Below are 12,559 nucleotides of genomic sequence, written 5' to 3'. Positions count from 1 at the left end.
GGGCGGTCAGCTCTGTGCCGCCGCCATCCGCTGGCGCAGGCTCAGCGGTCGCATGTCGGTCCAGACCTCGCCGATCCGGGCGAGGCAGTCGGCACGCGGGCCCTCGGTGCCCTCGGCGTGCCAGCCCGCCGGCAGATCCCGGTCGGCGGGCCAGATCGAGTACTGCTCCTCGTCGTTGCGGACCACCCGGTACACCCGGTCGTCGGTCTGCTCGTCAGCCATCGGAACTCCTTGTTGGTCGAGGCTCCGGCCGGCGGCCGGAGCGCCTGGGATTCGCGGTGCCGCCCGGAGCGCGCCGGTGGCGGGCCGGCCGGGTGGGTGCGGGCTGGCACCGGATCATCCGGGACCCGCGGTACCGCTCGAAGCGGGCAGGAAGTTGTCGACGCGGATGCCGAGGCCCCGCTCGACGGCGGCGGCCCGGACGAACTCCGCGAGCGTGATGTCCAGGGCGCCGAGGCCGAACGGCGAGTAGACGACCGTCCGGTCGGGATCGCGGCGGAAGCCGCCGGTGCCGCGCAGGATCTGGCCGATCGGCGCGTCGATGAAGTCCCGGTGCCCCACCTGCAACTCGGTCAGGTGCAGCGAGGTCCGTTCCCGGCACACGTGGTCGGCGTCGTCGACCACGTTCTGGCTGGCCAGGATCGTCGCCGGGGTCAGGTCGCGCAGCGAGACGTGCAGCACGAGGGTTCCGGGTCGGGCCGGGCCGAGGTCGAGGTGCGGTTCGGCCGCCGTGGTGGCGATCGAGACCAGGTCGTGCGCGGCGACGGCCCGGCCGGCGTCGGCGGCGAGCGTCACGTGCAGGGTCGGCGAGAGGTCCGCGCACTGCCGGGCGAACGCGGCGGCCCGCCCGCAGTCGCTGTCGAAGAGGGTCACCTCGCTCAGCGTGGGCAGGGCGGCGAGCAGGAAGCGCAGCACCTCCAGGTTGATCACGCCACAGCCGATCAGCGTCACCCCGCCGGGGCCGGGCTCGCGGACCAGCAGGCGGGCGGCGAGTGCGGCGCTGGCAGCGGTCCGCTTCGCCGAGATCACCGAGCCTTCCAGCAGCGCTGTCGGCTGCCCGGTCTCCAGGTCGTTGATCACGATCGAGGCGCTGGCCCGGGCCAGCCCGCGGGTGATGTTCCCCGGCCAGGAGGCGATCCACTTCATCCCGGCGGCCGGCGACTTCCCGCCGACGTACGCGGGCAGCCCGATGATCCGGTTGCGGGCCTGCTCCGGGAAGCGGAGGAATATCGAGTGCGGCACCGCGGTGGCGCCCTCGTCGTGCAACCGGTACGCCTCGCCGGCCAGCTCGATCAGCGCGAGTTCGCGCTTGGCCAGGATCTGTTGCACGTCGTCATGTCGAAGGATCAGCATCAGGCCTGATCACCACCGGCGGCTTCCTTCCAGAGGTGCGAAACCTCACCGAAGCGGTTCCGGACCCAGTCGTCGGAATAGATCGTGTCGAGGTAGCGGTCGCCACCGTCGGGGAAGATGAGTACGCAGGTCGCATCCTCGGGAATGCTCGGGCCGCGCCGATCCAGGGCGGCGACGGTAGCCCCGGAGGAACCGCCGGCCAGGATCGCCTCCCGGGCGGTGAGCCGGCGGCAGGCGGCGACGCACTCGAGATCGGTCACGTGGATGACCTCGTCGGCGGCGTCCGGGTCGAAGAGTCCCGGCCGCAGCGACGCGCCGTGCCCGGGCAGCAGCCGCTCGATCGGCTGCTGCCCGTCGAAGATCATGCTGCCGACGGCGTCGACCGCGACGATCTTCGTGGTCAGCCCGTGCTGCCGGACGTAGTCCGCACAGCCGCGCAGGGTGCCGCAGGAACTGACCGCGCAGAACAGGTAGTCGACGGCACCGTCGAGCGCCTCGACTATCTCGCCCATGGTCTGCCGGTGCGCGATCGGGTTGAGCGGGTTCGCGTACTGGTTGGGCCAGAACGCGTGCGGGGTGTTCGACACGAGTTCGCGGACCCGGCGTACCCGCACCGGCAGGTACTCGCCGCTGTCCGGGTCGGGCCGGCTCACCACCTCGACCGAGGCGTGGTACGCCCGCAGTATCGCGATGTTCTGTTCGGTCGTCTTGGCGTCCACCACGCAGACGAACCGGAGTCCGAAATACCGGCAGATCTGGGCGAGCCCGACCGCCAGATTTCCCGAGCTGGATTCGACCACCACCGACCGGCCCGGCTGGAGCTCGCCGCTGCGGATTTTCTCCAACAGCATGCTCAGTGCGGTCCGATCCTTGACGCTGCCGCCGGGATTGAACCGCTCCAGCTTCGCGAACACCCTGATTCGTGCATCGGGTACCAGGCGTTCGAGTTCCACCAGAGGCGTGTTCCCGACGGCCGCGAGGATCCCCTTCAGCGCATGCGGTGAACCTTCCATTGGCACGGCTTTCCCTTCGCGGGTCAGGTACGTTCCCGGGAAACGTCACCGCCAGGTGCCGTTCCCACGGTTGGCGCCGGCCTGCTTTCTCGGCTCCTTGACATCCTGCGACCCGCGGCTATACCAGCCCCATATCGAAACTATCTTCACAACGAACCGGGCTCCGACCACCCGGAAATCGGGTGGCGGAGCCCGGACGCAGTCCGATGTGAACGGCTATTCGCGTACGCCGGCCAGCTCGACCGCGCCGGTCCGGTTCGCCAGCCGGACCGGCACCACCGCGCCGAGTACGGCCAGCACGGCACTGACCACAGTGATCAGTGCCACCGTGCCCCACGGCACGCTGACCGGGGTGGCCCCGACCAGCTGCCCCAGGGCGAGCCGCAGCCCGGCCAGGTTCACCGCCGAGGCCCCGACCGCGAGCAGCACCCCGACGCCGGCCACCAGCAGCGACTCGGCGGCGAAGACCCGGAGCACCTGCCGTGGGGTGGCCCCGGCCAGCCGCAGGATCGCCAGGTCCCGGAGCCGATCCGAGGTCGCCATCACCAGCGTGTTGACGATGGCGATGAAGCAGAAGACGATCGCGATGCCGAGCACCAGCAGCATGCCCAGCGTGCTGGCCTGACTGTTCTCGCGGCTCTCCTCGCCGAGCCACTCCTGCGCCGGGATCGCCCGGGCGCCCAGTCCGGCGGTGGCGCTCGCCAGGGCGGCCCGGACGGTCGCCTGGTCGGTGCCCTCGCGCAGGGAGACGTAGACCCGGCGGGCCAGCCCGGTGAAGGCGTACCGGGCGGTGCCGGCGTACCTCGTGCTCAGGTAGGCGACGTCGTTGCTGCCGGAGGTGGTGTCGAGGACCGCCACCACCCGCAGCGGCACCGTGCTGCCGTCGGCCATGAAGACCTCGACGGTCTCGCCGACCCCGACCCCCCAGTCGTCGTTGACGATGATGGTGTCGTCGCGCAGGTCGGCCGGGTTGCCCTCGTCCACCGGCAGGGTCAGGGTGCTGGCCAGTGCCGCCGGGTCGACGGCCAGCGCCTCGTAGTCGGCGAGCCGGGCGTCGTCCCGGGCATAGACCATGGTCGGCAGGGCGGCGACGACGTCGACGCCGGGGATCGCCCGGACCCGCTCGGTGACCGCCTCGTTGACCCCGGGCGTGCCGTCCGGGGTCACCACGAAGTCGGCGGTGACCTGGTTGCGCCGGCCGCTGTCCTTGGCCCGGTCGATGGTCGCGGCCGCGCCGAGCAGCGAGATGGAGAGCCCGACGGTGAGCAGCACCGGCGCCGCGGTGGCCGCGGTGCGCCGCACCGAGGTCAGCGCGCTTTCCCGGACCAGCATCCCGGCGGCGCCGCCGAGCCGGCCGAGCGGCCAGGTGATCAGCCGGGCGATCGGCTTCACCACCACCGGGGCGAGCAGCGCGAAGGCGAGGATCGGGAACATCAGCACCCCGATGTACCGGGTCGGCGCCATCACCATCCCCGGGTTCACCGCCGCCACCCAGCCGATGGTGACCAGCCCGAAGGCGAGCGCGAGCAGCCCGTACAGCCACCGGCCGGAGGTCATGGTCCGGGAGTCGACGGCGGCGTCCCGCAGCGCCTCGATCGGGCGTACGTCGCCGGCCCGGCGGGACGCCGCCCAGACCCCGGCCAGCGCCACGCCCAGGCCGGTGCAGAAGGCGATCAGCAGCGGCACCCAGACCGCCGGCCCGGTGGAGAACTCCACGGTGAACCACGGCGGGGCGAGCCCCAGGTCGACCATCCAGCCGGCCAGCAGCGGCGCGGCGCCCAGCCCGAGGGCGCAGCCGGCGACCGCGGAGGCGAAGCCGACCACGAACGCCTCGGCCAGCACCATCCGGCGTACCTGCCGGGGGGTGGCACCGACCGTGCGGAGCAGGGCGATCTCCCGACGCCGCTGGGCGACCGCGAAGGCGAAGGTCGAGGCGACCAGGAAGATCGAGACGAAGCCGGCGACCACGGCGGTGATCGGCAGCAGCGTCTGGGTGTTGTCGATCGCCTCCCGGTCGGCGTTGTAGCTCGGGTCCAGCACGCTGCGCCGATCCCCGGTGAGCACCTCGGCGTCCCCGCCGACCGCCTGCCGGACCGCCTCCGGCGCCCCGTAGGAGACCAGCGCCTCGACCCGGGGCGAGAGCCGGGCCGCCTCCGCCTCGGTGAAGAAGACCGCGGACTCGAAATCGGCCGGCGCCGTCACCCCGGCGACGGTGTAGTCGCGCGGCCCGCCGGTGGTGAAGACGCTGACCCGCTCGCCCGGGCCGGCACCGCCGCTCGGCACCACGACCTCGCTGTCCGACTGCGGCGGCCGGCCGGCGGCCAGGGCGTACGGGGCGAACTCGGCGCTGGCCCAGCCGTGCCCGACCTGGTCGTCGGGGCCGCCGGCGAGTTGGGCGTAGAAGGAGCGGACCGGTACCGTGCGGCCCAGCGCGCCGACCTCGGCGGCGAGCGCGTCGGAGATGCCTCGGGCCTGGATCAAGGAGCGGCTGCCCGGGTCGTGCCGGGCCGGATCCCACTGCGGGTCGAGCGCGGCGACCACCACCGGGGCGGCGGCGAACCGCTGCGGCGCCCGTTCGGGCAGCCCCAGGGTGGCGCCGATCTCCAGCCCCATCGCGGCGATCATGCCGGCGCCCAGGGTGAGCGCGACGAAGGTTCCGACGAACGCGGCCCAGCGCACCCGCAGCGTCTGCAACGCGATGCTCAGCACGCGCCGACCTCCATCCGGGTCATCCGGGCGGCGATCGCCTCCGCCGTCGGGTTGACCAGCTCACCGGCGAGCACCCCGTCGGCGAGGAAGACCACCCGGTCCGCCCGGGCGGCGGTCACCGGGTCGTGCGTCACCATCACGATGGTCTGCCCGTGCCGGTCGACCAGGCCGCGCAGCAGCGCCAGCACCTCCCGGCTGGTGCTGGTGTCCAGCGCACCGGTCGGCTCGTCGGCGAAGAGCACCGCCGGCTTGGTCACCAGGGCGCGGGCGATCGCGACCCGCTGCTGCTGGCCGCCGGAGAGCTGGGCCGGCCGGTGCCCGCCCCGGTTGCCGAGCCCCACCTCGGCGAGAACCTCCGCCACCTCGGACCGGCTCGGCCTGCGGCCGGCCAGCCGCACCGGCAGTGCCACGTTCTGCTCGGCGGTCAGCGACGGCAGCAGGTTGAACGCCTGGAAGACGAAGCCGATCCGGTCGCGCCGGAGCAGGGTCAGCGCGGTCTCGCTCAGCCCGGTCAGGTCGGTGTCGCCGATCAGCACCCGACCGCCGGTCGGCCGGTCCAGACCCGCCGCGCACTGCAGCAGGGTCGACTTGCCCGAGCCGGACGGCCCCATGATCGCGGTAAAGCTTCCGGCCCGGAGGTCGAGCGACACGTCTCGCAGGGCGGTCACCGCGTTCTGACCCGAACCGTACGTCTTACTCAGCGACTCCAGCCGCACAGCCTGCTCCATAGCGAGCATCCAATCACTGATTGTTAGATCGACACATGAGATACCACCCTGAGAACTCCCGGACCGGCGACCCTGAGGTATCCCGGGTTTCGGGCGGTTCCCGGGCCTCACCGTCCGGGCGAGACCCCGCCGGTACCCAACGCGAGCAGCTGTTCCAGTTCTGCGCTGTCGACAAGGGAGACCCGGTCGATCCGGCGCGTCGGGTCGGCGGTGGCCGCCTCCAGCAGCCGGCGGTAGTGCCCGGTGAGCCGCTCTATGGTCGCACCGTCGAACAGATCCGTGTTGTACCGGAAGGCACCGGTGAGTGAATTCTCCGCCTGGCGCAGCTCCACGTTGAGGTCGAACTGCCCCTCCAGTTGCGGTACGTCGAACGCCGCCAGCCGCAGCCCGGAGTACTCGATCTCCGGGCCGACGGCGGCGCCCTCCGGCACCATCGGCAGCGGCGGGTCGAGCCGGTCCGCCGCCACCATCGTGAAGGCGATCCGGAACAGCGGCGACCGGCTGCCGCCCCGGCCCGCCCCGAGCATCCGGTCCAGCAGCGGGAACGGGTAGCCGACGTGGGCCAGCCCGGAGAGCAGTTCCCGATGTGCCGCCGCCACCGCGTCGCCGAAGGTCGCCCCGGGCGCGAACGACGCGCGCAGCACCAGCGTGTTGACCAGATACCCGACCACGTCCCGCAGCCCCGCGCCGTACCGGGTCGCGACCGGGCAGCCGAGCGCGAAGTCGTCCTGGCCGCCGTACCGGTACAGGGTGGCCTGGAAGACCCCGAGTAGGAAGGCGAACGGGGTCACTCCGGCCGCCGTGGCCGCCGCCCTGACCCGGGCCGCGAGTTCGTCCGGGAGCCGCAGGTGGTAGGTCGCCCCGTCGAAGGTCTGCCGATCCGGTCGGGGCCGGTCGACCGGGATCGCCCCGGCCGCCACCCCGGTGCAGCGGTTCCGCCAGTACCGTTCCAGCCGGTCCCGCCGGGGCGAGTCGAGCAGTACCCGCTCCGCCTCGACATGGTCCAGGTAGCCTGCGGTCAGCGGTGCCCAGTCCGGCGCGCCACCGGCCGCGATCCCCCGGTAGCCGGCGAGCAGGTCGCGCAGCAGCAGCCACTGCGAGGTGGCGTCGCTGACGATGTGGTGGGTGACCAGCACCAGGGCGGCGTCCTCGGCGGAGCGGCGCAGCAGCACCACCCGGAACACGTCACCGGCACCGAGCCGGAACGGCACCTCGCCGACCGACCGGGCCAGCCCGAGCAGTGCCTCGTCGGAACGGCCCGGCACCTCCCGGACCTCCAGCCGGGAGCCGCCCGCCCGATCGACGCCGGCCGGCGGGACGAACTGCCGGGGCACCCCGTCGACCTCGGCGAAGGCCGCCCCGAGCACCGGATGCCGGGCCACCAGCGCGTCGACCGCCCGGGCCAGCGCCGTCTCGTCCAGCGCGGACCGGACCCGGACCGCGAGCGTGATGTTGTACGCCGGACTCTCCGGCGCGAGCTGGTAGAGGAACCAGAGCGCCTGCTGCCCGACCGAGAGCGGCTGGCCGGGACCGGGCGGCGAACCGTCCGGCCCGGCCGGCGGCTGCCCTGACCCGGCCGACTGCACTGTCATCAGCAGCCGCCTGAGAAACCGCTGGCTTTAGCCATGGGAAAGAAAGGACGGTCAGACGTAGTGTTGGTTGTCGGCATGGCGTCCACTCCTCTGCGTGGGCGGAACTGTCGGATGCGGCTGGCATGGTTGCGGGTGTGGAAGAGACGGTGCGGTACACCTACCGGTTGCGCCCCGGCGCGGCCGCGCAGGCCGCGCTGTTGGCCGAGTGGGGGCGGTGCCGCTGGTTGTGGAACGAGGCCGTCCACCAGTACAGAACCGGCCGCAAACCCACCCTCTGTAGGCTGTCGAAGCTGCTGACCGAGGCACGGGCCCGCTCGTCGTGGCTCCGCGACGGGTCCCAGGTCGCCCAACAGCAGACGCTGCGCAGCTACGCCCTCGCCCTCCAGCACTCCTTCAAGGTGAAGGGATGCGGTCGGCCGAGGGTCAAACGACTGAAGGACACGCTGCCCAGCCTGGAATACACCACGCGTGGGTTCTCGATCCGCGACCGCCGGTTGCGGCTGCCCGGCGGCGTCACCATGCCCGTCGTCTGGTCCCGCGAACTGCCGTCCGATCCGACCAGCGTCCGCGTCTACCAGGACACGCTCGGGTACTGGTACGCCTCCTTCGTCGTCCGCCGGACGACCATACCCGCCCCAGATGCCGAGGGTGCGATCGGTGTCGACTGGGGTGTCGCCACGACCGCGACCACGACGGATGCGGCCTACGACCTGCCATACCTCGGCCACCGGAAACGGTGCGCCGCCGAACTCGCCAAGGCGCAACGTCGGATGGCTCGCCGCCAGCGGGTGAAGGGCATCCCACCGTCGAACGGCTACCTGCGGGCCAAACGCCAGGCGGCGAAGCTGGCGAAGAAGGCAGCCCGGCAGAATACCCACGACGTCCGCATCTGGGCGAAGAAGATCGTCGACAACCACGCCACCATCGCCGTCGAGGACTTCACACCAGCGTTCCTCACCAAGTCTCGGATGGCCCGCAAGGCCGCTGACGCGGCGATCGGTGCGGCAAAGCGGGAACTGGTCGACCGTGGCATGCGGGCGGGCCGGAAGGTGGTGCTGGTACCGCCCGCCTACACCACGATGACCTGCTCGCAGTGCGGTACGAGAGCCAAGCACCGCCTCGGGCTGGGTGTCAGAGTCTTCCGGTGCGACACCTGCGGACACACCGCCTGCCGCGACCGGAACGCCGCGAGGACGATCCTCGCCACGGCAGAGCGTAACCGTGCTGGTGCCGACGACGTAAGACATGCGATCACCTCCTCCCGGGACGGTGGCCTCGTGCGGTCCGAGCCAGAAATCCCCCGGCTTCCAACCGTGGGGAAGCGTTAACCTCGGGACCCCAGCACGCCGTGCAGGTAGCCGGCGAGAGCGTTCACGGTCGGGTGGTCCCAGGCCATCGTCGGCTCCACCTCGATGTCGAACCGCTCCTCCACGTCCCCGCTCAGGGTCATCGCGTACACCGAGTCGAGGCCGATCTCGACCAGCGGCGCGTCGGCGTCGATCTCCTCGGCCGGCCGTTGCAGGTAGAACGCGATCCGGCCGACCAGCCAGCTACGGATGGCGTCGACGGACGTGTCCTGGATGGTTCCGGACATGGTGCACTCCTTTGGCGTACGGACGCGGGCGGTCAGCCGGCCAGGTGCCGGTTGACGAGATCGAAGCCGCGGTTGTCCTGGTGACGTGTCAGCAGTTCGACGAAGAGGTGCCGCTCCAGCCCGTCCGGTGCCGCGCCCGGGTCGACGCCCAGCCGTCCGGCGAGCCGGGACAGCGCGGCGAGCAGCCACGGGGTGTCCCGCAGGAACGGGTCGTCCTGGTTGTGCCGCCACACCCCGAGGCAGGAGGCGGCGGCCAGCACGGTGGCGTACCGGTCGGTCAGCTCGAAGCTGCGCCGGCCGGCGATCACCGTACGGTCCCGGGGTGGCAGGTCGGCGCAGATCTCGGCGAGCCGGTCGAGTTCGGCGGTGAAGAGCCGGCAGAGCCGGCCGACGACCGGGTCGGCACCGGGTTCGGCGAGGTAGCCCCGGAGCGTGGCGGTCAGACTGTCCACCCCCCGGGCGGAGAGCCCGAGCGCGCCGAAGTCCAGCGGCGGCAGCGGACCGGTGAGCCGGAACAGTGCCGGCGGCGGTGGCGGGGACGAGCGCCAGCCCTGCTGGGCCAGCCGGGGCAGCTGCGGGATGATCGTCGCCTGGCAGACCGCCGCGCTGGCGTGGGTGAGCGTCGCGGCGAGCAGGTCCCGCAGGTTCTTCTGGAAGATTCCGTACGGGCCGTCCCGCAGGTAGGACCGGGCGCCCAGCACCACCGAGAGCCGGTGTGCCGCCTCCTGCAACAGCTTCGGCACCAGGTACTTCACCGCGGCGCTGTACACGCTGGTCTGCTCCGGCAGCAGGTGCAGCGCCCGGGCGACCACGGTGGCCAGGCAGTCGCTGATCAGCAGGTCCAGGAAGCCGTCGACCAGGGTGGTCCGGGCGTGCGGCAGTTCGGCCACCGGCAGCCCGTACAGCCGGCGGTCGAGGGCGAACCGCAGCACCGTACGCAGCTGGGTGTCGACGATCCCGACCGCCATCCCGGGCAGTACGCCCCGGGTCACCTGGAACGCCCGCAGCACCGTCTCCATCGCGGCGCCGAGGTCGCCGACGGCCGCGTCGGCCGGCACCGGGCAGTCGGTGAACTCCAGCCCGCCGAGCAGCACCCCGCGGACACCCGCGGTCCGGTGGCGGCGCAGCCGCCGCAGGTGCTCCGCCGGCAGCGCGGCCATGTCCAGCAGCAGGTGCGAGTGGCTGCGACTGCCCGGCCGGTCGTCGGTGCGGGCGAAGAGGGTCACCGCGTCCGCCCGGCCCAGGTTGCCGACCATCTCCTTGCGACCGGTCACCACGAAGTGGTCCCCGGCGGGCCGGGCGCGCAGCCGGGCCCGGCCGAAGTCGGTGCCGTGCGCCAGCTCGTTGTAGCCGGCCGACGCCTTGCCGTGCCGCAGCAGCAGGTCGGCCATCCAGCGCCGCTGCTGGGCGGTGCCGCTGGTCCAGACCGGGGTGGCGGCGATGAAGGTGGTGACCCCGTAGCCGACCCCGAGGGTGGTGTCCCGGCGGAACACCGCGCGCATCACCTGGGCCAGCCGGTCGGCCCGGTCGAACCGGCCGCCGAGGGCCCGGGGCACGAACTCGGCGTTCAGCCCGTACCCGTCGAGCGCCCGCTCGCCCTCGGCGAGCAGTTCGCCGCGCTCGTCGGCGGCGAGCACCGCCGGATAGCCGACCGGGTTCGCCGGGTCGTGCGGATCGCCGAGGTACGTCTCCAGGTCCGGCTCGGCGGTGCGGGCCGGGGCGGCACCGGGCAGGGCGGCGTCGACACTCATCGGAGCACCTCGGAGGGTTGGGTGGCCGTCCCGGCGGGCCGGGCCGCAGGTTCGGATGCCGGCCTGCCCGCCTCGGCGAGCCGGGCCGGGAGCAGGGAGAAGAGCCGGCCCTCGCGGTGCTGGGCACGCAGGTCCGGCAGCAGCCGGTCGTAGTCGGCGCCGTCGTCCGGTCCGGGACCGGTCGCGGTGGCCGGCCGGAGCTGCCCGATCAGCCGGTGCAGGCAGGCACGCAGCCAGCGGGCGTCCGCCCAGAGCGGTGCGGTCGGGCCGTCGGCGAGCCAGTGCCGGTTGCGCAGCCACAGTTGCAGGCAGGCGGCGGCGGCGAAGGCGAGCGCGTACTCGCCGGCCATCCCGAACGCCTTGGCCGGGACCCGCCGGGGTTGCGGCCGGTAGGCGGCCATCCGCTCGTGCAGCCCGTCGACCAGCCCGGCCAGCGTCTCGGCCTGGGCGGCCAGGGCCGACGGGGCGATGCCGGCGTCGACCAGTTCCCGCACCTCGGCGACGGCGGCCGGCAGCTGCTGCACCACGCTGCACCCGCTCCGGGACAGCAGCGCGAGCCGGCTCCGGTCGAAGTCGGGCAGCGGCCGGGCCAGTTCGACCGTGTCGGCCAGCCCCGGATCGACCACGCCCCGCCGGTAGCCGCGAACCAGGCCCGGGAACTGGTTGACCAGGGTGTTCAGGTTGACCAGGGTGTTGCCGTCGAAGATCCCGACGATCCGGTGGTCGCGCTCGATCTTCTGGAACAGCCCGTCGGCGTGGTCGGCGGTGAGCAGGGCCCGGGCCCCGAGCACCTGGCCGAGTCGCGGGATGGTCCGGTCCATCATCGTCGGCACCAGGTACTTGGCGACCGCCGAGGTGACGCTCAGCTCGCCGGGGGTGGCGTGGATGCCGCGCGCGGTCAGCACGCTGGTGGCCTCGCCGATCAGCAGGTCGACGTACGCCTCGGTGAGGGTGCGGTGGGCGTGCGGCAGGTCGACGAGTGCCCGGTCGTAGAGCCGGTGCCCGGTGGCGAAGTCGAGGACCAGCCGCAGCGCCTGGTCGGCCAGGCCGAGCGACATCGCCGCGCACATCGTCCGGGTGAGCTGGACACTCTTCAGCACGATCTCCGGGCCGGCTCCGGCTTTGCCGAGCAGCGCCTCGGCCGGCACCTCGGCGCCGGTGAACGCGATCCCGCTGATGTCCGCGCCGCGTACCCCGTGGGTGCGCTCCTTCGGCAGGCAGCGGAACGTGCCGGCGGCGAGCCGTCGCTTGTCGACCAGCAGCAGGCTGAAACCCCGGGTGCCGCCGGCCGGCTCGGTCCGGGCCAGTACGCAGACCAGATCCCCCCGGCTGGCGTTGTTGATCAGCCACTTCTCCCCGTCGATCCGGTAGCCGGCGCCGGTCGGCACCGCCGACACCTCACCGGCGAGCAGGTCGCTGCCGTGCTCCCGCTCGGTCAGCGCCAGCGAGATGACGCTGCCGGCGAGCACCTCGGCACCGACCCGGCGGGCCTGCTCCGGGGTGGCGCCGACCCAGGCGGAGACCGCACCGAGGTAGGTCTTGCCGTGTCCGATCGCGACGGTCAGGTCCCGGCGGGCCAGGATCCGCACCGCGTGCAGCAGTTCCTCGTAGCTGCGCAGTTCGCCGCCGTACTCGGCCGGCACGTACCAGCGGGGTAGCCCGAGCCGGTCCAGCTCGGCACAGATCTGGGCCGGGAACTCCTCCCGGGCGTCCAGCGCGACACAGCGGGCGAACGACGCCGCCCGGCCCGGGTCGTGCGGGTCGCCGAGGCCGTGGTCGAGGTGTTCGGCGAGCGCGAAGGCGGGATAGCGCATCCCGC

Annotated in this window: 10 protein-coding genes; 1 reads left to right on the top strand and 9 read right to left on the bottom strand. The window is 72.8% G+C overall.

The features are described from left to right. Nucleotides 1-6: 6 nt before the first annotated feature. The 6 genes from EV371_RS14670 to EV371_RS14645 all read right to left on the bottom strand — a co-directional run bounded on the left by EV371_RS14670 (nt 7) and on the right by EV371_RS14645 (nt 7,395). Nucleotides 7-222 (bottom strand): MbtH family protein, encoded by a 216-nt coding sequence (locus tag EV371_RS14670; RefSeq protein WP_101365415.1) that lies wholly within the window; start codon nt 220-222, stop codon nt 7-9. A 114-nt stretch (nt 223-336) separates the two neighbouring features. Next, on the bottom strand, nt 337-1,353 hold the full coding sequence (gene sbnB, locus EV371_RS14665) for a 2,3-diaminopropionate biosynthesis protein SbnB (RefSeq protein ID WP_130462528.1): 1,017 nt from the start codon (nt 1,351-1,353) through the stop codon (nt 337-339). Then, the gene (sbnA, locus tag EV371_RS14660) at nt 1,353-2,366 is read right to left on the bottom strand and encodes a 2,3-diaminopropionate biosynthesis protein SbnA (protein WP_130462527.1); all 1,014 of its coding nucleotides are present in this window, start codon (nt 2,364-2,366) and stop codon (nt 1,353-1,355) included. The genes sbnB and sbnA overlap by 1 nt, the downstream gene beginning before the upstream one ends. A 216-nt stretch (nt 2,367-2,582) precedes the next feature. Further along, the gene (locus EV371_RS14655) at nt 2,583-5,075 is read right to left on the bottom strand and encodes an FtsX-like permease family protein (protein ID WP_130462526.1); all 2,493 of its coding nucleotides are present in this window, start codon (nt 5,073-5,075) and stop codon (nt 2,583-2,585) included. After that, the gene (locus EV371_RS14650) at nt 5,069-5,803 is read right to left on the bottom strand and encodes an ABC transporter ATP-binding protein (RefSeq protein WP_349337222.1); all 735 of its coding nucleotides are present in this window, start codon (nt 5,801-5,803) and stop codon (nt 5,069-5,071) included. The genes EV371_RS14655 and EV371_RS14650 overlap by 7 nt, the downstream gene beginning before the upstream one ends. Before the next feature lie 107 nt (nt 5,804-5,910). After that, nucleotides 5,911-7,395 (bottom strand): condensation domain-containing protein, encoded by a 1,485-nt coding sequence (locus EV371_RS14645; RefSeq protein ID WP_130462524.1) that lies wholly within the window; start codon nt 7,393-7,395, stop codon nt 5,911-5,913. A gap of 134 nt (nt 7,396-7,529) precedes the next feature. On the opposite strand from EV371_RS14645, the gene EV371_RS14640 reads away from it, so the two are divergent. Next, complete coding sequence (locus EV371_RS14640) at nt 7,530-8,723, top strand: RNA-guided endonuclease TnpB family protein (RefSeq protein ID WP_207230493.1); 1,194 nt, start codon at nt 7,530-7,532, stop codon at nt 8,721-8,723. Here EV371_RS14640 and EV371_RS14635 read toward each other — a convergent pair. Genes EV371_RS14635 through EV371_RS14625 form a run of 3 tightly spaced genes read right to left on the bottom strand, consistent with a single transcriptional unit; the run spans nt 8,720 to nt 12,554 of the window. Further along, the gene (locus EV371_RS14635; protein WP_130462522.1) at nt 8,720-8,989 is read right to left on the bottom strand and encodes a phosphopantetheine-binding protein; all 270 of its coding nucleotides are present in this window, start codon (nt 8,987-8,989) and stop codon (nt 8,720-8,722) included. The two genes, EV371_RS14640 and EV371_RS14635, sit on opposite strands and share 4 nt — an antisense overlap. Nucleotides 8,990-9,021: 32 nt before the next feature. After that, nucleotides 9,022-10,740, bottom strand: coding sequence for an acyl-CoA dehydrogenase family protein (locus EV371_RS14630; RefSeq protein ID WP_130462521.1), 1,719 nt, complete (start codon nt 10,738-10,740; stop codon nt 9,022-9,024). Further along, complete coding sequence (locus tag EV371_RS14625) at nt 10,737-12,554, bottom strand: acyl-CoA dehydrogenase family protein (protein ID WP_130462520.1); 1,818 nt, start codon at nt 12,552-12,554, stop codon at nt 10,737-10,739. The genes EV371_RS14630 and EV371_RS14625 overlap by 4 nt, the downstream gene beginning before the upstream one ends. Nucleotides 12,555-12,559 lie beyond the last annotated feature (5 nt).

This window comes from Plantactinospora sp. CNZ321 (assembly GCF_004217235.1).
This window is presented reverse-complemented; position numbering and strand designations above follow the sequence as displayed.

Coding starts and splice junctions, on each gene's coding strand:
- EV371_RS14670 (WP_101365415.1), bottom strand. CDS start 222: ATGGCTGACGAGCAGACCGACGACCGGGTGTACCGGGTGGTCCGCAAC.
- sbnB (WP_130462528.1), bottom strand. CDS start 1,353: ATGCTGATCCTTCGACATGACGACGTGCAACAGATCCTGGCCAAGCGC.
- sbnA (WP_130462527.1), bottom strand. CDS start 2,366: ATGGAAGGTTCACCGCATGCGCTGAAGGGGATCCTCGCGGCCGTCGGG.
- EV371_RS14650 (WP_349337222.1), bottom strand. CDS start 5,803: ATGGAGCAGGCTGTGCGGCTGGAGTCGCTGAGTAAGACGTACGGTTCG.
- EV371_RS14645 (WP_130462524.1), bottom strand. CDS start 7,395: ATGACAGTGCAGTCGGCCGGGTCAGGGCAGCCGCCGGCCGGGCCGGAC.
- EV371_RS14635 (WP_130462522.1), bottom strand. CDS start 8,989: ATGTCCGGAACCATCCAGGACACGTCCGTCGACGCCATCCGTAGCTGG.
- EV371_RS14630 (WP_130462521.1), bottom strand. CDS start 10,740: ATGAGTGTCGACGCCGCCCTGCCCGGTGCCGCCCCGGCCCGCACCGCC.
- EV371_RS14625 (WP_130462520.1), bottom strand. CDS start 12,554: ATGCGCTATCCCGCCTTCGCGCTCGCCGAACACCTCGACCACGGCCTC.